The organism is Novosphingobium sp. FKTRR1 (assembly GCF_020404405.1).
GTDB lineage: Bacteria > Pseudomonadota > Alphaproteobacteria > Sphingomonadales > Sphingomonadaceae > Novosphingobium.
Genome location: NZ_JAIZDA010000013.1, coordinates 70233 through 92340 on the forward strand (window position 1 = coordinate 70233; position 22108 = coordinate 92340).

20 protein-coding genes are annotated in these 22108 nt (G+C 65.7%); 10 read left to right on the top strand and 10 right to left on the bottom strand.

What is annotated here, in order from left to right; translation table 11 throughout:
* Positions 1–83 precede the first annotated feature (83 nt).
* The gene (locus tag LDN95_RS13415; RefSeq protein ID WP_226018192.1) at positions 84–1067 is read right to left on the bottom strand and encodes an agmatine deiminase family protein; all 984 of its coding nucleotides are present in this window, start codon (positions 1065–1067) and stop codon (positions 84–86) included.
* A gap of 50 nt (positions 1068–1117) precedes the next feature.
* Here LDN95_RS13415 and LDN95_RS13420 point away from each other — a divergent pair, with 50 nt between their 5' ends.
* Positions 1118–1699 (top strand): hypothetical protein, encoded by a 582-nt coding sequence (locus LDN95_RS13420; protein WP_226018193.1) that lies wholly within the window; start codon positions 1118–1120, stop codon positions 1697–1699.
* A gap of 90 nt (positions 1700–1789) precedes the next feature.
* Here LDN95_RS13420 and LDN95_RS13425 read toward each other — a convergent pair whose 3' ends face one another.
* The 4 genes from LDN95_RS13425 to LDN95_RS13440 all read right to left on the bottom strand — a co-directional run bounded on the left by LDN95_RS13425 (position 1790) and on the right by LDN95_RS13440 (position 6067).
* The gene (locus LDN95_RS13425; RefSeq protein WP_226018194.1) at positions 1790–3466 is read right to left on the bottom strand and encodes a M28 family metallopeptidase; all 1677 of its coding nucleotides are present in this window, start codon (positions 3464–3466) and stop codon (positions 1790–1792) included.
* Between the two features lie 144 nt (positions 3467–3610).
* Positions 3611–4267 (bottom strand): hypothetical protein, encoded by a 657-nt coding sequence (locus LDN95_RS13430; RefSeq protein ID WP_226018195.1) that lies wholly within the window; start codon positions 4265–4267, stop codon positions 3611–3613.
* A 73-nt stretch (positions 4268–4340) separates the two neighbouring features.
* Entirely contained in the window at positions 4341–4982 is a 642-nt protein-coding gene (locus tag LDN95_RS13435) for a hypothetical protein (RefSeq protein ID WP_226018196.1), read from the bottom strand.
* 89 nt (positions 4983–5071) lie between these two features.
* On the bottom strand, positions 5072–6067 hold the full coding sequence (locus LDN95_RS13440; RefSeq protein ID WP_226018197.1) for a sterol desaturase family protein: 996 nt from the start codon (positions 6065–6067) through the stop codon (positions 5072–5074).
* A 164-nt stretch (positions 6068–6231) separates the two neighbouring features.
* Here LDN95_RS13440 and LDN95_RS13445 point away from each other — a divergent pair, with 164 nt between their 5' ends.
* The 8 genes from LDN95_RS13445 (at position 6232) to LDN95_RS13480 (ending at position 16021) form a co-directional block, all read left to right on the top strand.
* The gene (locus LDN95_RS13445; protein WP_226018198.1) at positions 6232–8982 is read left to right on the top strand and encodes a bifunctional [glutamine synthetase] adenylyltransferase/[glutamine synthetase]-adenylyl-L-tyrosine phosphorylase; all 2751 of its coding nucleotides are present in this window, start codon (positions 6232–6234) and stop codon (positions 8980–8982) included.
* Complete coding sequence (locus tag LDN95_RS13450; RefSeq protein ID WP_226018199.1) at positions 8982–9446, top strand: peroxiredoxin; 465 nt, start codon at positions 8982–8984, stop codon at positions 9444–9446. Before LDN95_RS13445 ends, LDN95_RS13450 begins: the two co-directional genes overlap by 1 nt.
* A 197-nt stretch (positions 9447–9643) precedes the next feature.
* Positions 9644–10333 (top strand): toll/interleukin-1 receptor domain-containing protein, encoded by a 690-nt coding sequence (locus LDN95_RS13455; protein ID WP_226018200.1) that lies wholly within the window; start codon positions 9644–9646, stop codon positions 10331–10333.
* Positions 10334–10508: 175 nt separating this feature from the next.
* Positions 10509–11306 (top strand): ferritin-like domain-containing protein, encoded by a 798-nt coding sequence (locus LDN95_RS13460; protein ID WP_226018201.1) that lies wholly within the window; start codon positions 10509–10511, stop codon positions 11304–11306.
* Between the two features lie 186 nt (positions 11307–11492).
* Entirely contained in the window at positions 11493–12245 is a 753-nt protein-coding gene (locus LDN95_RS13465) for a M23 family metallopeptidase (protein WP_226018202.1), read from the top strand.
* Positions 12246–12641: 396 nt separating this feature from the next.
* Positions 12642–14189, top strand: a complete 1548-nt coding sequence (locus LDN95_RS13470) for an acyl-CoA synthetase (RefSeq protein ID WP_226018203.1) — start codon at positions 12642–12644, stop codon at positions 14187–14189.
* Positions 14190–14233: 44 nt separating this feature from the next.
* Positions 14234–15550, top strand: coding sequence for a cytochrome P450 (locus LDN95_RS13475; RefSeq protein WP_226018204.1), 1317 nt, complete (start codon positions 14234–14236; stop codon positions 15548–15550).
* A gap of 63 nt (positions 15551–15613) precedes the next feature.
* Positions 15614–16021: a GFA family protein gene (locus tag LDN95_RS13480; RefSeq protein ID WP_226018205.1), complete on the top strand. Its 408-nt coding sequence runs from the start codon at positions 15614–15616 to the stop codon at positions 16019–16021.
* 740 nt (positions 16022–16761) lie between these two features.
* On the opposite strand, the gene galU is transcribed toward LDN95_RS13480, so the two are convergent.
* The gene (galU, locus tag LDN95_RS13485; protein WP_226018206.1) at positions 16762–17649 is read right to left on the bottom strand and encodes a UTP--glucose-1-phosphate uridylyltransferase GalU; all 888 of its coding nucleotides are present in this window, start codon (positions 17647–17649) and stop codon (positions 16762–16764) included.
* 120 nt (positions 17650–17769) lie between these two features.
* On the opposite strand from galU, the gene murA reads away from it, so the two are divergent.
* Positions 17770–19053, top strand: a complete 1284-nt coding sequence (gene murA / locus LDN95_RS13490) for a UDP-N-acetylglucosamine 1-carboxyvinyltransferase (RefSeq protein WP_226018207.1) — start codon at positions 17770–17772, stop codon at positions 19051–19053.
* Positions 19054–19116: 63 nt separating this feature from the next.
* Here murA and LDN95_RS13495 read toward each other — a convergent pair whose 3' ends face one another.
* The 4 genes from LDN95_RS13495 to LDN95_RS13510 form a co-directional block, all read right to left on the bottom strand.
* Entirely contained in the window at positions 19117–19419 is a 303-nt protein-coding gene (locus LDN95_RS13495) for a hypothetical protein (protein WP_226018208.1), read from the bottom strand.
* Positions 19420–19515: 96 nt separating this feature from the next.
* Entirely contained in the window at positions 19516–19779 is a 264-nt protein-coding gene (locus tag LDN95_RS13500) for a ribbon-helix-helix domain-containing protein (RefSeq protein ID WP_226018209.1), read from the bottom strand.
* A 188-nt stretch (positions 19780–19967) separates the two neighbouring features.
* The gene (gene phbB, locus LDN95_RS13505) at positions 19968–20690 is read right to left on the bottom strand and encodes an acetoacetyl-CoA reductase (protein WP_226018210.1); all 723 of its coding nucleotides are present in this window, start codon (positions 20688–20690) and stop codon (positions 19968–19970) included.
* A gap of 195 nt (positions 20691–20885) precedes the next feature.
* Positions 20886–21647 carry a hypothetical protein gene (locus tag LDN95_RS13510; RefSeq protein WP_226018211.1) on the bottom strand — a complete coding sequence of 254 codons (762 nt, stop codon included), beginning with the start codon at positions 21645–21647 and terminating at the stop codon, positions 20886–20888.
* Positions 21648–22108 lie beyond the last annotated feature (461 nt).

Here is a 22108-nt window from a genome sequence, read left to right on the forward strand (position 1 = left end):
CCATCAATTTCGTTGATGCAGGCCCCGTTGTTCGTCATCCCGGATCAGGTTCGCAGGGTCGTAACAACAAGGAAGTCCCCCCCTCAGCCCGCCATCTGCTGGCTGGAGCAGTGGAAGCCGCCGCCGCCTTTCAGCACGGCGTCGGCCATCAGGCCCACGGTCTGGCGGTCGGGGAACAGCGCGGCGATGGCGGCAACGCCCTCGGCATCGTGCTCCGTCCCGAAGACCGGGACCACCACCAGGTGCGTGGTGATCACGAAGTTCATGTAGCTGGCGGGCTGGATCGTGCCGTCCCATTCCACCCGGCCGGGCGAGGGCACCGTCAACACTTCCACCCCGGCGGCGCGGGCGCGCGCGGCGGCGTCGGCATAGATGGCGGCGTTGGGGTCGTCCGCCCCGGTCGCCACCGGCAGCGCCAGCCGGTTGGCGCCGACAAAGCGGGCAAGGTTGTCGACATGACCGTCGGTGTGGTCGTTGATCAGGCCATCGCCCAGCCACAGCACCCGATCGAAGCCCAGATCGCGTGCCAGCCGCGCTTCCAGATCGGCGCGGGTCAGGTGCGGGTTGCGGTTGGGGTTGAGCAGGCACTGCTCGGTGGTGACGACAAGGCCGGTGCCGTCGGTATCGAGCGCCCCGCCTTCCAGAATCCAGTCGCCGCGTGTGGCGGCAAGCCCGGCATCGGCGGCCAGTGTCGCGCCGATCTCGGTATCGCCGGGCATCAGGTACTTCTCGCCCCAGCCGTTGAAGCCGAACAGCCGCGCGGCGCGCTGGCCCGCCGCATCGCGCACCACCAGCGGCCCGGTATCGCGCAGCCAGACATCGCCATACGTCCGCTCGACCAGCTCCACTTTGGAGCAAACCAGCGACGCGGCGCGCGCGGCATTGGCGGCATCGCGCACCACCAGCTTCACCGGCTGGCCGCTGTCGGCAACGGCGCTGGCGAAAGCGGCGATCTGTTCCTGCGCGCGGTCGATAAAGCCCGACCATTCCTCGACAATATGTGGAAATCCGATCCAAATCCACTCTTGCGGGTGCCATTCGGGCGGCAAGCGAAATGCGGGTGTCACTATTGGCTCCTATCGGCAGGCGGTCGCATAAGTCAGAACAAGGAATATCGGTGAGCGTCTACCAGCCTCTGTCCCGTTACCTCAAGGCGCGGGAGCAAGATAGCTGGAGAACCAGCTTTGCCGAAGTCGAGCGGGTGCTCGACCGCCCGCTGCCGCGCAGCGCGTTCGAACACCGCCCATGGTGGGCCAACCAGCGCGCCGGCAGACGCAGTCAGGCGCAGGCCTGGCTGGACGCGGGGTGGGAGATGACCAGCGTCGACCTTGTCCGCAAGACCGTGACTTTCACCCGCGTCGGTGCGCCAGCCGCCGAGAACGCCGAACCGGCATCGCTGTTGCAGCGGCTGGTGCGCAAGACCGCCACTCTGGGTCGCCTGATCGCGCCCTCCGAACTGCCCGAGGACACCACCATGCCATTCACGCCCCAGCAAGCCGAAGCCGAACCCGTAACCGCCGACGAAACGAGCCTGGCCGCGGTGCCGCTGGAGGCGCCCGAAACCTCGGACCTGCCGCACCTCAGCGCCGAGCCCGCTACGGCTGAGGACCGCGACAGTCTTGGCCGCAAGGCGCTGATGACGATGATCCAGCGCGAAGCCTTGCTGGTGAAGGCGCACATGGGCAACTGGGGCGTCTGAACCCTGAGCGGCTGGCGCAAACCCTCTCCCGCCGGGGGAGGGTTTGGCTGCACGCCCCACCCCCCCGCGCCCGGTGCGGGGTCTGTTCGCTTACTTGCCCGCGCTCAGGCTCTTGTCGCGAATGGCGCGGAATTCGTCGCCCGCGTGCCAGTTGGGCCATGCCTTGCCATCCGACAGCGCGCGGCCGAGGCGGTAGTACAGGCCGGTTTCCTGCGCGATGCCGCTGAAGTCCCAGCTTGCCGAATATTCGTCGCTGGGCTGGTGATAGCGGTGTTCGGTATAGTCCTCCGAGGCCGCCTGCCCGGCTGCCTTGCCGCCCTTGACCAGATCGGTGCCGCGCCCGACCGCGAACATCGGCACGCCGCGCTTGGCCAGACTGAAGTGGTCCGAACGGTAGTAATGCCCGCGCTCGCTGTGATCCTCGGGCGATTCATACAGGCCAAGCTGCTTTTCCACGCGGTGCAGGATCGCGGTGAGTTCGGACTTGTCGCCCCCGGTCACTTCGACATCGCGCGCCGGGCCGACCGGGGCGAGCGCATCCATGTTGACCCCGCCGACGGTCTTGTTGAGCGGAAACACCGGGTTGCGCGCATAGTATTCGCTGCCCAGCAGGCCCGATTCCTCCAGCGTCACCGCCAGAAACACCTGGCTGCGGCGGGCCGGGCCAGCGCGGCGGTTCATGTCGGCCAGCGCCGCCAGCACGGCCACGCCGGTGGCATTGTCGACCGCACCGTTGCAGATGCCGTCCCCCTTGGCGTCGGGCTTGCAATGGCCAAGGTGATCCCAGTGCCCGGTGTAGAGCACGTATTCGTTGGGCGCGACTTTGCCCGGCTGGATGCCGATCACGTTGTGCGACGTGGCGCGGGCGATGCTGCTGTCGAAACCGACGCTGGCCTTCAGCCCCAGCGGCACCGGCTTGAAGCCCTTTTGCCCCGCGGCCTTGACCAGCGCGGCAAAGTCCTGACCCGCAGCCTTGAAGATCTGTTCGGCCACGCCCTTTTGCACCCAGCCGTTGGCCACGGTCTGGTCGGCGCCGTCGTTGGGGGTGGCGACGAAGTGCTGCTCGCCCGACCAGCTCGATTCGACCACGTTCCAGCCATAGGCGGCCGGGAAAGTATCGTGGACGATGATCGCCGCCGTCGCGCCCTGCCGCGCGGCTTCCTCGAACTTGTAGGTCCAGCGGCCGTAATAGGTCATGCGACGGCCCTTGAAGAGGCCGTCCTCGGATTCCTGCGCATAGTCGGGATCGTTGACGAGGATGACCGCCGTCTTGCCCTTCATGTCGAGCCCGGCATAGTCGTTCCAGCCCAGTTCGGGCGCGTTGATGCCATAGCCGACGAACACCAGATCGCTGTCCTTGATCTCGGTATGCGGCACCACGCGATAGCTGCCCGCGACGAAATCGGTGCCATGCGCAAAGCTGAGCGGCGCGCCGCTGCCGCCCGAAATCGTCAGCGGGGTGAAATTGTGCGCGGCCAGCGTTACCGTCGGCACGTCCTGCAGCCACCTGCCGTTGTTGCCGGGCTTCAGCCCCGCCGCCTTGAACCGGGCGATGATGGTGTCGAGCGTCTTTTGCTCGACCGCACTGCCGGGGCCCCGCCCTTCATAGGCATCGCTCGACAGGGTCCGCGTCACTTCGCGCAGCAGCGCCTGATTGGGCGCCGGGATCGCCGGTGCCGCGGCAAGACTTGCCGACGAAACGAGGCCGATGGCCGCAATGCTGCCGAGAAAGGCCGCAAGCGATTGGCGAGCGCGAGAATGAGTCATGGATAAACCCTTGTCCAGAAACGAAAGCCGGGCGGATACCGCGCCCATTGGCCAAGGCTTGTGGCAGAGCGCGCGCGGAGCGGCAAGATAGTGGGAGGGTGCGTGCGGGTGGTTGCAGCCGCAAAGCTGACGGAAAGGCAGAATTTACTTCCGCAACAACTCCATTGTGTTGCGATCATAAGCCCGTCCTTCCAGTTTGGACCTCTGGCCCTTGAGAAGACGCTGCACCCCCAAAACGAAGGCGATCAACGGCACGCAAACCTGAAACAAGTGACTTGCCAGATCATCTGCACTCCTCAAATCTGGAAACAATACCGTCACGGCCGCAACGAGAAATGAAGCGAGCCAGCCGAACAAGAGAATTTCCAGAAAGCGCTCGTTGACCCGACTTACCGAAAAGCTCAATCCATCTTTGACCAAGACCGTCTTGTGAAGGTTTCCTTCGACTTTTCCTTCAAGAAAATCGATGTGGGCTTCCCAATTTTCTTGCCAAAATTTCGAACCCTTGGCAGTTAATAGACCGGTTAGCGCAGCAAGAGCCCCAAGTACTGCCACAATTAAAACCACTGGTGGATTGAATTGTCCATCTTTTGCAGTGATCGCGAGAGCACCGAACGACACTATTTGAAATCCCCAGAAATATTGTGATCGCGTCCAGTAATTTTCGATCTCGAATTTCCTGAGTTCATGGGCTCGTGCGAACGCCGCCTTGTGCCCATCGTTTGCTGCTACGACTGGAATCTCCAATCGCTTAAAATAGCGCTGATCAAGTTCTTGCTGTGAAAGTGGTTCCCGGGTCATTCCCTATGCTAAACCAATGGCAGGAAAAGGACCAGATCGAACTAAAGATCACAAGCTCACGGCTTAGCGCCGCCTACTCCCCCGCCAGTGTCTTCCTGAACAGGCGGCGGATCAGGCGGTCTTCGAGGATGCGGCCGATGAGGTAGAGCGCGGCGAAGATGCCGGCGAAGACGTAGGCGGGGGTGGTCGCAGGCTTCTTGCCGTGCTTGCCCGAACCGCCTTTGCCGCCGTCTTCGTCGTCCTTGTCGGGCTTTTCGGGGGCGGGCGCGCCCAGCGCCTTGTCGATCGGGTTGAGCTGGACAACCTCGTCCTTTTTGTCCGCCTTCTTGGTCTTTTCCGCCTTTTCGGTCGGCGCATTCTTGTGCGGGTCGAACACGATGGTCAATTGCGCGATGCCAAGGAACAGCAGCGGTGCCAGAAAGCAGAACAGCAAGGCCCGGCTGATCAGGTGATAGCGCAGCACCGCGCCGTCCGCTCCGGCCTCGATCCGCAGCGTGCCGCCATCGAACACCGACATCTTGTCCTGCGCGGCCTGATCCTTCTTGGTGAAGGTCAACTCCTGCGCGGCACCATCGAGACTTGCGCGCTCATAGCTGGTGCCCGGCTGGCCGAACAGGGGCGCAAGCCGGTCCAGCGCATCGTCCCCCGATTGCGCGGGAGCGAGTGGCAGGGTGCCGCGCACGTGCCAGATCCAGTCGATGAGGCGCAAGTTCACGGAAGTTCCCTGAGGTGCCGAATGACGCTGAGGCGATTGACGCTGGCGGTCAGGCGAAAACGGGCCGCCGGCAAGCGATGCAGATGCGCTCACTCGGCGGGAACCGCTGCGGGGTCATCGAAACGCGGCCTGCCGAAGCGCTCTTTCAGCGTCTTCCAGCCTTCGGTGAAGGGATACGTCATCTGCTCGCGGATCGACATGCGGCGCCCGCCTTCCATGCCCAGCAGTTCGGCCTCGCCATCGATGCAGGTGCCGAACATGCGGTCGATGAAGATGAACGATCCGGCATAGTTGCTGCGCGTCGCCTCGAAGTCCTGCGAATGGTGCAGGCTGTGATGCTCGGTGGTGTTGAACAAAAAGCGCCACCACCTGGGCGAATTGAAGCGGACGTTGATGTGCTGATAGGTGCCGATGGCCATGCCAAAGGCGCCTGCCAACAGGAACGCGCGCGGCACGAAATCGAAGAACCCGCCGATGCCCAGCCCGATCAGGAACAGTTCCACCGGATTGCCGACCGCGCCCTTGTTGATGTTCAACTGGGTGATGTAGTGGTGCACCGAATGCGGCAACCACAGCGGGTACCAGTTGTGCATCCCGCGATGCATCCAGTACTGTCCGAAATCGAAGATGAACGCGATCAGGAACGCCTGCACCAGCAGCGGCAAGCCGGTGAACCAGTTGGCCTTGTCCCAGTGCAGCTTGTCCTGAATGGCCTCGACCATCACGTCGCTGCCGATATAGCCATCGACCAGCCGCAACAGCGTGTAGCTGATCCCGACATAGAACAAGTCGGTGGCCAGTTCCTTCCACGTCAGCCGCCAGCTTTCATGGCGCGGGTTGACCCATTCGAGCCCGAGCAACAGCACCTTGAAGCCGATGCCGATGCCGATCGCGGTCGATGCCTTGGCGATGGAGTTGGGCGCATAGTACCAGAACGCCAGCAGCGCGAACAATGCAACCGGCTGAAACCACGTGAAAAACGCGCGCTTCACCGGGCCGCCTTCGACGCGGGGAATATTCTCCCAGCCGATCGTGACCGGCGCTTGCGTGCCGATCAGCCGCTTGCCGACGCGAATTCCGTCCATCTTGTCCCCGCGATCCAAAGCTCAAATTTTGTCATGGGCGAAATCGCGCCGCAGGGTCATACGTCAACAGACGTAGATCGGCTGACAAACGTCCCCGCCGCCTGGAAAAAAACACCGCAATCCCGCCGCTTGATCGCCCCCGCCCAAAGGGGCAAGCTGGGCGGATGACCGACTGGACCCACGCGCTGCACCGCGCCCGCACCCACGCGCCGTTCCTGTGCCGCGCGCTGGATCGGCGGCCAGACCTTGGCGAATTGCTGGCGGCGGGGGATTCGAATGCCGCGCTGGAACAGGCCCTGCGCAGCGGGGACGGGGTGGACGATATCGGCGTGGCGCTGCGGCGCGAGCGGCTGGCGCTCAGCCTCGTGCTGGCCATCGGCGATCTGGCCGGGGCCTTCGACCTTGCCGCGGTGACAGGCGCGCTGTCCGCGCTGGCCGACCGCGCGCTCGATGCCGCTATCGCCGCCGCCATCCGCCGCCGCGTGCCCGATGCCGCGTGGGAAGACGGCGCATCGGGATTTGCCGCCATCGCGCTGGGCAAGCACGGTGCGCGCGAGTTGAACTATTCGTCCGATATCGACCCGATCCTGCTCTACGATCCCGACCGCCTGCCCCGGCGAGAGCGCGACGATCCGGGCGAGGCGGCCGACCGGGTGGCGCGCGCGGTGGTCGAAATCCTCAGCCGCGTGACCGATGAAGGCCACGTCTTTCGCGTCGATCTGCGGTTGCGCCCGGCCTCCGAGATCAGCCCGCTGGCGCTGTCGTTCGACGCGGCGATCGGCCATTACGAATCGAGCGCGCTGCCGTGGGAGCGCGCCGCCTATATTCGCGCGCGCGCTGCGGCAGGCGACGTTTCGGCGGGCAGCGCCTTTCTCGACACGATCCGCCCGTTCGTATGGCGGCGCAGTCTCGACTTCGGCGCGATCGACGAGATCGGGCGGCTCGCCCGGCGCATCCGCGACCACTACGCCGGCGGGCAAGCGGTCGGGCCGGGCTATGACCTCAAGCGCGGGCGCGGCGGCATCCGCGAGGTCGAATTCTTCGCCCAGACGCACCAGTTGATCCATGGCGGGCGCAACCCGGCGCTGCGGCTGCGCGGCACCCGCGCCGCGCTCGATGCACTCAGCACGGCGGGGATCATCGATGCCGACGATGCGAAGGTGCTGGGCGAAAGCTATGACCGGCTGCGCACGCTGGAGCACCGGTTGCAGATGGTCGCCGACCAGCAGACTCACAGCCTGCCGACCAGCCCCGCCGCGCTGGACAACGTGGCGGCGCTGGAGGGCTTGGCCAACGGCGGCGCGCTGGTCGACGAACTGGCGGCGATTTCCGAACGCGTCGGCACGCGGTTCGACGCGCTGATCGCGGCCTATGAACCCAGCGGCGCGGTGGCCGTCGTGGCCATTCCCGATCAGGAGGACGCCGCGCCTGAAACCGCGCCCGAGAGCACACCCTTGGCGCAGGAACTGGCCGCGCTGGGCTTTGCCGATGCCGATGCGCTGGCCACGCGGATCGCGGCCTGGGGCAATGGCCAGTACCGCGCGCTGCGCAGCGAGGCGGCGCGCGCCGCCTTTGCCCGCTGCCGCCCGGCGCTGCTGCGCGCGCTGGCCGCCGCACCCGATCCGGCGCGCGCCTTGTTGCGCTGGGAGGGGCTGCTTGCCGGATTGCCCAGCGCGATCAATGTGTTCCGCCTGCTGGAAGCGCGCCCGGCGCTGTTCGGCGTGGTCATGCGCGTGCTCGCCCATGCGCCGGTGCTGGCCGACGAACTGGCCCGCCGCGCCGACTTGCTCGACACACTGATCGACCACAGCGCCTTTGACTTGCCCGGCAGCGTCGCGACCATCGCCGCCACGCTCGCCACGCGCGAAACCGGCGACGATTACCAGCGCCTGCTCGACGCGGTGCGCCGCAAGGTCGGCGAACTGCGCTTCACGCTGGGGGTGCAACTGATCGAACACCGCCGCGATCCGCTGGCCATCGCCGCCGCATTGTCGCGCGTGGCCGAAGCCACGCTGGGCGTGCTGGCCGACGCCGCGGCGCAGGAATTCGCGCGCGTGCATGGCGCCATCCCCGATGGCCGGCTGGTGGTGCTGGGCCTCGGCCGACTGGGCGGCGGCGCGCTGACCCATGCCTCGGACCTCGATCTGATCTATCTGTTCAGCGGCGACCATCTGGCCGAATCCGACGGACCAAGGCCGCTTGGCGGCACGCTCTATTTCAACCGTCTGGCGCAGCGGGTCAGCGCCGCGCTATCGGTGCCGACGGCGGCGGGCGCGCTCTATGAAGTCGACACCCGGCTGCGCCCCTCGGGCACGCAAGGGCCGCTGGCGGTCAGCCTCGACAGCTTTGCCCGCTACCAGCGCGAGGGCGCATGGACGTGGGAGCATATGGCGCTGTGCCGCGCGCGCCCGCTTTATGGCTCCGCGCAGGACCGTGCGGCGCTGACGGCGATCATCGCGCAAGTGCTTCAGGCCCCGCGCGATCCCGCCACCTTGCGCGCCGACGTGCTCAAGATGCGCGGCGACATGGCGCGGCACAAACCGGCCAAGGGCCCGCTCGATGTCAAGCTGGCGCGCGGCGGGCTCGTCGATCTGGAATTCATCGTCCACTACCTGCAACTGCGCGAGCGGGTGGGCGTGGACCCCGACCTTGGCGAGGCTGTCGGCGCGCTCACGCAGGCCGGGCTGCTGCCGCCGGGGCTGCGGGCGGCCTATCACTTGCTGGCGCGGCTGCTGGTGGTGGTGCGGCTGGTTGCCCCCGACGGCGCCTTTCCGCCAGAGGCGAGCCGTGGCATCGTGGCGCAAGCCTGTGGCGCTGCCGACTGGGCCGACCTGCTCGCCGCCATCGCTGCAGCGCGCGCGGCCATCGGCGCGGCATGGCGCCAAGTGTTTGACGAAGAACTGGAGATTGCGTGATGACCGTTTCCCCTGGCGACCCGATCCCCGACATCGCCCTGACCGCGCCCGATGGCAGCACCGTGCGGCCCTCGGACTTTGCCGGAAAGAAGCTCGTCCTGTTCTTCTATCCCAAGGATGACACCCCCGGCTGCACCACCGAGAACAAGGACTTTTCCGCGTTGGCCGACCAGTTCGCCGCCGCCGGAACCGCGCTGCTCGGCATCAGCAAGGATCCGCCGAAAAAGCACCAGAAGTTCATCGACAAATATGCCCTCACCGCCCCGCTCGCCAGCGACGCCGAAGAAGGCGGCTTGTCCGACGCGCTCGGCTTCTGGGCGGAAAAGGCGATGTACGGCAAAACCTACATGGGCATGGTCCGCTCGACCGTGCTGGTCGGCGAAGACGGCCGCATCCTGCGCCTCTGGGACAAAGTAAAAGTCAAAGGCCACGCCGAGGAAGTGCTCGCGGCGGCACGGGGGTAAGCAAAATCCTCCCCCACCAGGGGAGGGGACCGCCGGAACGGCGGTGGCGGGGGCTGGCCGGCGTGGTGCGCGTGACACCATGGGCTAGCCGCCCAATTGACGTTGGGGTCGTCGATAAACTCGATGCCAATTGGCAGTTTTCCCTTTGCCCAACGAGCAATTGATAATATCAATTCGGTATGCGCGCAGCAGAGCGAATGGACCTATTGGAGAAAGTCGGCACTGAATTGCAGCGCCGATACACATTCACCGACATCGATGCATTCTTTGCTGCAGCGAACGTACCGACCGCCAACATCGATGGATGGGGCGGGGCGAACAGTAAACGGGTTTATGCAAAGGCCGTGCTGGCGCGCGTTCCTGAGGAAATCCTCCTCCGTGTGGCTAGTGAACTGGATCTCTTGCTTCCCGAGGCGTTCAGCGAGGTCACTCCACCTGCACATTGGCAGGGAACAAAGTCGTTCCGTCTATTCATTTCCCATGTTTCAAAAGACAAGGCGATAGCCACTCGTCTGAAAGGTGCGCTTACCCAATACGATATCGCTGGCTTCGTTGCGCACGAAGACATCCTTCCTACGTTAGTCTGGCAAGACGAGATCGAACGTGGACTTAAGTCTATGGATGCACTGATCGCAATTCATACGGTTGGTTTCAAGGATTCAACCTGGTGCCAGCAGGAGGTAGGATTCGCCCTCGGTCGCGGTACGAAGGTAATCTCGCTTAAGATGACCGAAGACCCGACAGGTTTTATCGGAAAGCACCAAGCACTCCCGCGCCAAAGCCGAACGGCTGAACAAATTGCAGAAGAAGTCGACAGACTGCTCAGCGAGGATCCTCGAACAAAAGTGCGCCTGCTGGAAGCGAAGGTATCGGCCATCCCTTTCTGAATTTTGCTGAAAGCGCAGAATTCGCAAATTTTCGGCGTGGATCGTGCGTGAGGCCGAATCAAATTAAGCTTCACATATTCCCGCGCGGCTTGAACTCATCATCACGACCACCCCCTCCACTAGGGTCACGATCGTCCCACTTGCCTCCCCCGCCCGGCTGCGCCATCCGCGCGTCATGACCGCCACCCCATCCGTATCATCCGCAATCCGCGCCGCCATGCTCACGCCCGAGCCGACGGCCAAGGCGTTTGCGACGCGGGCGGTGGCGCGCGACTGGGCGGCGGGGCGGCTGGCGTTCGCGTTCGATTGCGCGATGCCCGATGTGCCCGCCCGGCCTGATCGGCCCGAGCTGCTGGCACCCAATGCCATGCCCAAGCGCGGGCGCGGCGGGTCGGAGCGGGGACGCACCGCGCTGCTCCACGCGCTGGCGCACATCGAGTTCGTGGCGATCGATCTGGCACTCGATGCCGCCGGGCGCTTTGGCGGCGAACGCGGCCCGCAGTTCGTGTCCGACTGGCTGGGCGTTGCGGCGGACGAGGCGATGCACTTTGCCTTGCTCGCCCGTCGCCTGCGCACGTTGGGCAGCTTCTATGGCGCCATGCCCGCGCACGACGGCTTGTGGGAGGCCGCGACCGAGACCGCACACGACGTGGCAGCGCGGCTGGCGATCGTGCCGATGGTGCTCGAAGCGCGCGGGCTGGACGTGACGCCGGTAACCATCGAACGGTTTGAGGCAGCGGGCGATCACCGCTCGGCGCGCATCCTCCAGCGCATTTTTGACGACGAAATCCGCCATGTGCGCTTCGGCACATCGCACTTCGTCGCGCTCTGCGAAGAACGCGGCGAATCACCGCCCGCCATGTGGAAAACACTGGTCCGCAGGCATTTCAGGGGGGCTGTTAAGCCACCGTTCAACGACTCGGCGCGGGCCATGGCCGGTCTGTCGTACGATTTCCTTGCAGGGGTTGCTTGATCGCAACACCTCGGAATACCCCTACGTCGTCAGATCGGCGGGGGGTTCCGTTCAATCTCGACACGGCCGGTGATGACCTTTTCAATGGGTCATCACGGGTTGCGCAACGGGGTAAAGCCGTTCGCGAACAGGTTGCCGAAACAGGCATCCGGCGCGAAGGGACAACACAAGGTTGATCGGGTCGTAATGCTGCATCACCAGTTTCTTCGTTCCGCGCTCGGCGCCACGCTCGCCGCAGCCATCTGCATCATCGCCACCCCGGCCAGCGCCAACAGCGCCGCATCTGCCGACATCGCCGCGCCGCTGCGCGCTGCCGAAGCCGCCCGCAACGGTGTTTCCGCCCCCGAACACGACAACGAATTCAGCATGCTGTTCGCCAGCTGGAAGTCGCTCGATGGCGGCGTTCTGGGCGCCAACGCCTGGGGCAGCAGCGCTGCCGGCAATGGCGAAGTGTCGATCCCGATGCTCGTGCCCGTCACCAGCAACCGCGGCACCAGCAGCAACTTCGGCATGCGCATCCACCCGGTGCTCGGCGGTTACCGCGCGCACAAGGGCGTCGATCTGCCCGCAACCACCGGCACCCCGATCCACGCCACGGCTGACGGCACCGTTGCCCGCGCCGACTGGTTCGGCGGCTATGGCCTTTATGTCCAGCTTGAACATGGCGCCAACCTGCAGACCCGTTATGGCCACATGTCGCGCATCGCCGTGGCTGAGGGTCAGCGCGTGCACAAGGGTGACGTGATCGGCTACGTCGGTTCGACCGGCCGCTCCACCGGCGCGCATCTGCACTATGAAGTGCGCATCGCGGGCGAAGCGGTGAACCCGGTGCCCTACATGCAGGTGGCGCAGGACATGGCGCAAACCTCCAGTCTGGCCGCAGTTTCCACCGACGGCGTCAGCAATACGCGTCTCGCCAGCCTTGACGGCGTGCGCTGATCGATTAAGCTGCCGTTCACACCAAAGCCGGAGCGCGCAAAGCACGCACGGTTCCATATGCATCTTGGAGAGGATGCGGAAAAAGGCGGCGGCAATGCCGCCTTTTTCTTGCCCGCCCTGTTCTTGCCCGCCAGTTTTCTTGCCCCCGGTCTTAAGACCGCAGCGCTATTCGGTCGCGGGTGCTTGTCGAATTGGCCCGGCATTCAGGGTGACGCACGCCTGATCGCGCGCTTTTGGTGATGTGCCGTCTCCCGCCACCATGATCCGGCCCGGAAATGCCACGTTCCGTCAATTCTCGCGGGCATTTTTGGCAAGTCGTGCTGCGAATCCTGTTGCATGATTTAATCGGGCAATTAAACTCTCGCCCCAAGCGGTCCAGCCGCAAGGACAGAGAGGATGCCGATGTCACAGTTCCACCCCCACTTCCATGCGCAGACCAACCCCGACAAGCCCGCCGTGATCATGGGGCTGTCAGGCGAAGTCGTGACGTATGGCGAGCTTGACGCCAGCAGCAACCGCGTGGCGCAACTGCTGCGCGCGCGCGGGATCGGTGTGGGCGACACGGTGGCGCTGTGCTTCGACAACACCGCCACGTTCTTTTCGCTGTGCTGGGGCGCGCAGCGCGCGGGCGTCGTCTACGTGGCGATCTCCAGCCGCCTGACCGCCCCCGAAATCGCCTACATCGCGCAGGACAGCGGCGCCAAGCTACTGATCAGCACGCAGAAACTGGCCGCCGTGCTTGACGAAGTGGCCGCGCTCGCCCCCGCGTTGCCGCAATTGCGGCTCGATGGCGCGGGCGATCAGTGCCTCAAGACCGCGCTCGCCGCGCATCCCGCACATCCCGTGGCCGACGAGCGCGCCGGGGTCGACATGCTCTATTCCAGCGGTACCACCGGCAAGCCCAAGGGCGTGCGCGTGCCGCTGCCCGAAGTGCCCGACATCGGCGCCTCCAACGGCTTGATGGAACTGGCCGCGGCGGCCTTCGGGTTCAGTTCGGACAGCATCTATCTCTCGCCCGCGCCGCTCTATCACGCGGCGCCGCTGCGCTGGTCGATGACCGTGCACCGGCTCGGCGGCACCGTGGTCTGCATGGAAAAGTTCGACCCGGAAACCGCGCTCGAACTGATCGAGCGTCACAAGGTGACGTGCAGCCAATGGGTGCCGACGCACTTCGTCCGCATGCTCAAACTGCCCGAGGATGTGCGCACCAAGTACGACCTGTCCACGCTGAAATGCGCGGTTCACGCCGCCGCGCCGTGCCCGGTTCCGGTCAAGCACGCGATGATCGACTGGTGGGGCCCGGTGCTGATGGAATACTACGCCGGGACCGAGGGCAACGGCTTCACCTTCATTTCCAGCCCCGAATGGCTGCAACGCCCCGGCTCGGTCGGGCGCACGCTGCTCGGCATCCTGCACATCTGCGACGAAAACGGCGATGAAGTACCTGCGCGCACCGAAGGGCAGGTATTCTTCGAAAGCGAGCACGTCTTCACCTATCACAACGACCCTGAAAAGACACGCGATGCCACCAACAAGCATGGCTGGACCAGTCTGGGCGATGTGGGTTGGGTGGATGAGGACGGTTACTTGTTCCTGACCGACCGCAAAAGCTTCATGATCATTTCAGGCGGGGTCAACATTTATCCGCAAGAGATCGAGAACTTGCTCGTCACCCATCCCAAGGTGGCGGACGTGGCAGTAATCGGTGCGCCCGATCCCGACATGGGGGAAAAGGTCGTCGCGGTGATCCAGCCCGCCGTTCTGGCCGATGCCGGTCCCGCGCTGGCCGAAGAGCTGGCGGCATGGCTCGCGCCCCAGCTCAGCCGGGTCAAGATGCCGCGCCAGATCGACTTCCGCGAAGAACTGCCGCGCGAACCCACCGGCAAGCTGTTCAAGCGGTTGCTGCGCGATGAGTACAAGGCCGCCGCCGCTGCGGCTGCCTGAGCGTAGCACGCGCCACCCCCTTCCTCCCCAGGAGCGAGCCCCCAATGGCCACCACCACTGCAACCAGCGGCACCGAACGCGTTGTTCCAACCGAAATCGCCGCCGCCGTCATCGATCCGGCTTCTTATGCCGCGTGGGATCCGCTGCTCGACCAGTTCGACACCTTGCGCGATTCGGGCCTCAGCGTGGCCAAGGCGATCGCGCCCGACGATAGCCACGAACCATATTGGCTGGTATCCAGCTTTGACGCGGTGATGGCCGCGAGCAAGGACAACCAGACCTTCCTCAACAGTCCCAAGAGCGCGGTGTTCGCGCTGCGCAGCGGCGATGCGCTGGCGCGTTCGATCACCGGGGGCAGCCCGCATCTGGTGCAATCGCTGGTCCAGATGGATGCGCCCAAGCATCCGCAACTGCGGCGGCTGACGCAGGACTGGTTCATGCCCAAGAACTTGCGCACGATCGAGGCGCGCACCCGCACGCTGGCCGAACACACCGTCAATCGCCTGCTCGACGCGGGCGGCGAAGGCGATTTCACCAAACTGGTGTCCTCGCCCTATCCGCTCCACGTCGTCATGCAGATCCTTGGCGTGCCCGAGGAGGACGAGGCGCGGATGCTCGTGCTGACCCAGCAGATGTTCGGCGGGCAGGACGAGGAGCTCAACCAGTCGGGCATCAAGGACTTGCCGCCCGAGATGATCGGCCAGATCGTGGCGGGTGCGGTCAAGGATTTCGAGGCCTATTTCGCCGCGCTGGCCGCCGAACGGCGCAAGCATCCGACCGACGACGTGGCCACCGTGATCGCCAACGGCACCATCAACGGCGCCCCGCTGGAGGACCGCGACACCGCCGGATACTACATCATCACCGCCAGCGCGGGGCACGATACCACCAGCGCCTCCACCGCCGGAGCGATGCTCGCCCTGGCCCGCGATCCCGAACAGTTCGCGCGGGTCAAGGCCGACCGCAGCCTGCTGTCGGGCATCGTCGAAGAAGCGATCCGCTGGACCACCCCGGTGCAGCATTTCATGCGTACCGCCGCGCGCGACACCGAACTGGGCGGCCAGAAGATCGCCGAGGGCGACTGGCTGATGCTCAACTATGTCGCCGCCAACCACGACCCCGCACGCTTCCCTGATCCGCGCCGGTTCGATGCCGCGCGCACCGAAACTCGCCATCTGGCGTTCGGCGCGGGCGCGCACCAGTGCCTTGGCCTCCACCTCGCCCGGCTGGAAATGCGCATCCTGTTCGACGTGCTGCTCGACAAGCTGGACAGCGTCGAACTGGCTGGCGAACCCGCACGCGCGAAGTCGACGTTCGTTGGCGGACTCAAGCGCCTGCCGTTGCGGTGGAAGGCGGCCTGAGGCAAGAACCGGGCACCCAGCGAGGGCGAGCGCCCTCGCTGCGTGCCGGGAGTTTGGCGGGCCATGACCGAAGACGTTTTGCGCGGAGAATGCTACTGCCGCGCCGTCGGGTACAGTGTGCCCGACCGCTTTGCCTACGCATTGATCTGCCATTGCCATGACTGCCAGCGCACCACCGGATCGGCGTTCAAGCCCTTCGCCGGGATCGCCGCCGACGCCGTGAGCGTGGTGCGCGGGGCCGAACACGTCAGGCGGCTGGGCGATGCGGCGAATCACAACGCCTTTTGCGGCCAGTGCGGCTCGCAACTGTGGGCGATCGTGCGCGACGGCGCCTTTGCCCACGTCACGCTCGGCACCCTGACCAGCCCGCCGACGATCCGCCCGAGCGCGCACATTTTCGTGCGCAGCCAGGCGCCATGGCACGTGATCGCCGACGATTTGCCGCGCTATGAGGAATTTCCCGAGGGCTGAACCGGCCGTTACGGCGATGACACGTGCCACCTTGACAAAATGAACCATATGGGTTATTCGCGGCCCATGGATCGGGTGCGGGGCCAAGGCCGGCTTCGCCCTGGCATCTCCGGCATGGCGGGCCAACCGCCATCCGGCGCGACCGGTGCGGGCGCGGGGTCAACGACAGGGGCGGTACCTCCCAGTCCTGGCCGGGCGACAACTGCGCCAGCGTAAGGGTTTGTGGACGCAGCGTGCGATACTTGCGCTGCCATCTGCCGGGCCGTAAGCGAGCCGCCGCCCGGCGGACGTGCCGTTTGCCCTTCTTCACAGGCCGAGCCGGGTTCGTCTGGAGCCATCCACCCCGGCCATTCGCCACAGAGCATGGCCCCCGCCCCGATGCCGTAAAGGCAAGCCCCGCGCCTCTCTCCGCAGGCGCCGCACCGGTCGCGCGATTCACCCGTTTGGTTCACCTGTCCTGATTTTGCGGGAGAGGTGCGTATTGATTCCACCCCGACCGCGTGCGCGCGGCCGGGTTTTTTTCGTGGGCGCGGGGTGTGGCCGCCACCCCCCTCCGCCACCCCCCTCAGTCAGCCTGCGGCTGCCACCTCGCCCAGAGGGGGAGAGTCTTGCAGCCAAGCGCGACTTGCTCCTCCCCCGTTCGGGGGAGGTTGGGTGGGGGTGCGCGGCGCTTGGAGGAGAGATCGTACGCCCTCCCCCAACCCCTCCCCACCGGGGAGGGGAGATACAAGGGTGCGCGCTTATTCCGCCAGCAGGCGGCGCATGATCGCGCGCACGTCGTCGGCCATGTCTTCGCGTTCGAGCGCCATCGCCAGCGTCGCTTCGACAAAGCCGGCCTTGCTGCCGCAGTCAAAGCGGCGGCCCTTGAAGGTGACGGCGTGGAAGGCCTGTTCGCCGATCATGCGGGCCATCGCGTCGGTCAACTGGATCTCGCCGCCCGCGCCCTTGCCCTGCGTTTCCAGCGTGCGCATCACTTCGGGCTGAAGGATGTAGCGGCCCGAGATGATCAGGTTGCTGGGCGCTTCGGCGACCTTGGGCTTTTCGACAAGGCCGGTCACTTCGGTCAGGGTGTCCGAAATCCGCGCGCCCGGCGCGATCACGCCATAGCTCGACACTTCGTCCTGCGGCACTTCGAGCACCGAGATCAGGTTGCCGCCGACTTCGTTGTAAGCCTCGACCATCTGCTTGAGGCAACCCGGCTTGCCGACCATCATTTCGTCGGGCAGCAGGATGGCGAAGGGTTCTTCGCCGACCACCGCGCGCGCGCACCACACCGCATGGCCAAGCCCGCCGGGGAACTGCTGGCGCACCGTCACCAGATTGCCCGGCGTGATGCGGGTCGGATCGAGCACCGACAAGTCCTTGCCGCGCGACGACATCGTCGCTTCGAGTTCGAACGCGGTGTCGAAATGTTCGACGATCGCGGTCTTGCCGCGCCCGGTGACGAAGATCAGCTCCTCGATCCCCGCCTCGCGCGCTTCATCGACCGCGTACTGGATCAACGGACGGTCGACGATCGGCAGCAGCTCCTTGGGCACCGCCTTGGTCGCGGGAAGAAATCGGGTGCCCTGTCCCGCAACGGGAAACACGGCCTTGCGAATGGGCTTGCGCTGAGCAGTCGTCGTCATGAGTGTGCTTGTTCCCGATCTGTGTTGCAGTGGCGTTATGGCCGCTGAATTCCAATGCGCAACGGCCCTTTTGCCGCTGCAATATTGCGTGTCGGTTGAAACCCGGTAAACCGCTGGCCAATGGACAAGATAATCATTCGCGGCGGAAAGCGTCTTTCCGGCACCGTTCCCGTCTCTGGCGCCAAGAATGCGGCGCTGACCCTGCTCCCTTGCGCGTTGTTGACCGACGAGCCGCTGACGCTGCGCAACCTGCCGCGGCTGGCCGACATCGACGGTTTCCAGCACCTGATGAACCAGTTCGGCATCTCGACCGCGATCGCGGGCGCGCGGCCGGAAGATTTCGGCCGGGTAATGACGCTGCAGGCGACGCGCCTGACCAGCACGGTCGCGCCCTATGATCTGGTGCGCAAGATGCGCGCCTCGATCCTGGTGCTCGGCCCCCTGCTCGCCCGTGCGGGTGAGGCGACCGTCTCGCTGCCCGGCGGCTGCGCCATCGGCAACCGCCCGATCGACCTGCACCTCAAAGTGCTGGAAGCGCTCGGCGCGCGAATCGAGCTGGCGGCGGGCTACGTCCGCGCGATCGCACCCGATGGCGGCTTGCCCGGCGGGCGCTATGCCTTCCCGATCGTGTCGGTCGGCGCCACCGAGAACGCGCTGATGGCCGCCGTGCTGGCGCGCGGCAAGACCACGCTGCACAACGCCGCGCGCGAACCCGAAATCGTCGACTTGTGCCAGATGCTGGTGGCGATGGGCGCGCAGATCGAAGGGATCGGCGGGTCGGACCTGACCATCCACGGCGTCGACCGGCTGCACGGCGCCACCTACATGGTCATGCCCGACCGGATCGAGGCGGGTTCCTATGCCTGCGCCGCCGCGATCACCGGGGGCGAAGTGACGCTGGCCGGCGCGCGGATCGAGGAAATGGAAGCCACCGTGCAGGCGCTGCGCGATGCCGGGCTGCATGTCGAACCGGTCAAGGGCGGCATCCACGTCGCCGCCGATGGCCCGCTGCGCCCGGTCACGATCTCGACCGCGCCCTATCCCGGCTTTGCCACCGACATGCAGGCACAGTTGATGGCGATGCTGTGTCTGGCCAAGGGATCTTCGGTGCTGACCGAAACGATCTTCGAAAACCGCTATATGCACGTGCCCGAACTCAACCGCATGGGCGCGCGGATCGAAACCTCGGGCCGCACCGCGATCGTCCACGGGGTCGAGCAATTGTCGGGCGCGCCGGTGATGGCCACCGACTTGCGCGCTTCGATGAGTCTGGTGATCGCAGGGCTTGCCGCAGAAGGCGAAACCAGCGTCAGCCGTCTCTACCACCTCGATCGGGGTTATGAACGGCTGGAAGAAAAGCTCGCGCTGCTCGGCGCCGATGTCGAGCGCGTCGGCAGCGATTGACGGGCCGAACCGACGGCGGGGTGCACTGCTGGTGAACCCCGCCTGACAGTCAGCGCCCGATCTTTAGCGGCAGCGCTTCTTGGCGGTCATCGTGCGGTCGACCGCGCGCCCGGCAAAGGCGCCTCCGACCGCGCCCGCCGCAATCCCGACCGGCCCGCCGATCAGGCCGTTGCCGATCAGTGCGCCCGCCGCGCCGCCCGCGATCAGCCCGGCCGTACCGCTGGAATGGCGGCAGCGGCGCACGGGCGCGCTGGCATAGTAGCGATGGCGGGCATGGGCCTGCGCCGATCCGGCAAGGCCGGGCAGCACCGCGGAAACCGGCAGCGCGGTGGCAAAAGCGGCAAGCGTGAGCATGGTGCGACGCATCGATGAATCCCCAAAGGTTGTTGTGGTTGTTGGAACTTCGTGTGGCCTCCTATGGAGACCGCTCTACCAGAACCTTGGCTGAACCGGATCGCGGGTTCAGCCCTCGGCATCGGTGGATCGAAGCCCCCGTGCGGCGAACCGAGCCGCCAGCCACAGCCGCAGCGCGCCCGCCAATCCCGGCGGAGTCGGGCTGGCGATGCGCTCCACATCGATCCGCGCCACCAGCGCGTTGATCGGCACGCCTTCATCTTGCGCAGCAGTGCGCAGCAAGTCCCAGAACAGCGGCTCAAGGCTGATCGAGGTCTTGTGCCCGGCGATCTCGACCGAGCGTTTGACCGGCGGGTGATAGGGGGAGATCATGTGCCCGACCCTGCCGCACGGCGCGGAGATGGGCAAGCGCGGTGTCTGCCGGGCTTGGGGTCCACCGCTCCGCTGGCAGGGCTGATGCTGGCCGAGCCGAAGCTGGCCGAGCCGATGCTGGCAGGGCCGATGGCTACCGCTTTGCGGCACCGGCGGGCAGCGCGACGTTTGCTGCCCGCCTGCCATCGTCAGTACATATGCTGGCCGCCGTTGACGCTCATGGTCGAGCCGGTGACGAAGCCTGCTTCTTCGGAAGTGAGGAAGGCGACCGCGCGGGCGATTTCGGCGGCCTGACCCAGCCGTCCGACCGGGATCTTGGCGACGATCTTTTCCAGCACCGGCGCGGGTACGGCGGCCACCATGTCGGTGTCGATATAGCCCGGCGCAATCGCGTTGACGGTAACGCCGAACTTGGCGCCTTCCTGCGCCAGCGCCTTGGTAAAGCCGTGGATGCCCGACTTGGCGGCGGCATAATTGACCTGACCGTACTGACCGGCCTGGCCGTTGATCGAGCCGATGTTGACGATGCGGCCCCAGCCCCGTTCGCGCATACCGGGGAAGGTTGCCTTGGCCAGATTGAAGCACCCGCCAAGGTTGATGCGCATGACCTCGTTCCAGTCGTCGAAGCTCATCCGGTGGAGCACGCCGTCGCGGGTGATGCCGGCGTTGTTGACGACGATGTCGACCGGGCCAAGGTCGGCGGTGATTTGCGTGATCCCGGCGAGCGTGGCTTCATGATCGCCGACGTCCCAGCGATACGTGGGGATGCCGGTTGCTTCGGTGAAGGCCTTGGCCTTCGCCTCGTTCCCCGCATAGTTGGCCACGACCGTACGGCCTTGTGCCTGAAGCGCCAGACTGATGGCTTCCCCGATTCCACGGGTTCCGCCGGTAACCACTGCAACACGCCCCATGCCACTGCCTCCCTCAAGCAATCCTCGGACGCTACGGTAGGGCGGCAAAACGCGGGCGACAAGCAAGACCATCGACCAAAGCGGACGAATAGCATTGCGAAATGGGCCAGACGGCGCAGACGCACGTCAGCACGAGCGCCGAACTGGCGGATTGTTCAGATGAAAAGCGAAAGCAGAGACCGCGAAGGTCGGCGATCAGAAGCGGAACTGGGTTCCGACGTAGACCGCCTGATTGTCCTGCTTGCGATCGGTCAGCGGGTGCAGACGATCGCGGTCCGACGAATAGCGGACCCCGGCAGTGACATCGAGGTTGCGCGTCAGGCGGTAGCTGCCGCCCAGATCGAGCCGGTATTCACCCTGGCTTTCCAGCGTGCGCGGCGCGCGGCCAAGCCGTTCGCGCTCACCCAGTTCGACGCGCGGTGCCAGCGCAAACGAATCGGCGGGCGTGGTCGAGGTAGCGGCAAGACCGGCGGCTTTGCCGAAGCTGCGCAGATCGGGAACGTCGAGCCGCTGGATTTCGCGCGGAAGCCCCGGCGATCCGGCGAAGTTCTGATACCCGCGCGACATGCCAAGGTTGAACACCAGCGGCGCGATTCGTTCCGGCGCGGCGCCCGGCGCGGCGGCGATTCCGCCATGCGCACCGTGAACGTCGATCACGCGGGTGTTGAAGTCGGCGATTCGCACCGCCACCGTCACCGCGCGATCGGGGCGCGTTTCGGTCCCGGCGGGGGTGAAGCGGAACAGGCGGGTGCCGCCCTGAATGCGCGCGGCAAACTGTGCGGCCAGACGCGGATCAACCGAAGCCGGGGTGAACGAGCCAACCCCGCCACGCGCCGCCAGACTGACCGCAGGCGCATGAAAACGGCTGGAAAAAGCGCTGCTGACGGTGGGTGCGACGACCATGCCGAGCGCCACGGCAGCGGCCACCATGGCGGGCGCGCGCAAGCGACGGGCCAAGCCCCTCGATCCGCTCTGATCCGCCTTTGTGCCGCGCATGACGCCGTACCGCCTTTCCATCTGAAACCGATTCGGGCAGCCCCAGCCACGCAAACCTGCGCCGCAAGAGGCTTTCCCACCGATCAATGTATAGGATGCCGATTAACGGAATTCCACCCTGCACAAGGCGGCAGGTCAGTTCCTTTGTACGTGTTGCCGAATATCCACATCGGCCCCGAACGCTGCCCCAGACATGCCTCCCCAGAGATGCCACTCGGGCATTCAGCACGCATTCACCGTCTGGGCCGCTGTGATTGAGCGGCCCGGTCCGGATATTCCGGCCCGTCATTCTGGCCGGCCCGTCATTCTGGCCCCGTCATTCTGGCCCCGTCGTTCAGGCGCCGCAACGCGCTTGCCGCGCGGCGCACGGCGGTGTTAGAGGCAAGTAATGGCTTGCAGGCACCCTGCCTGCAAGCGCTCGC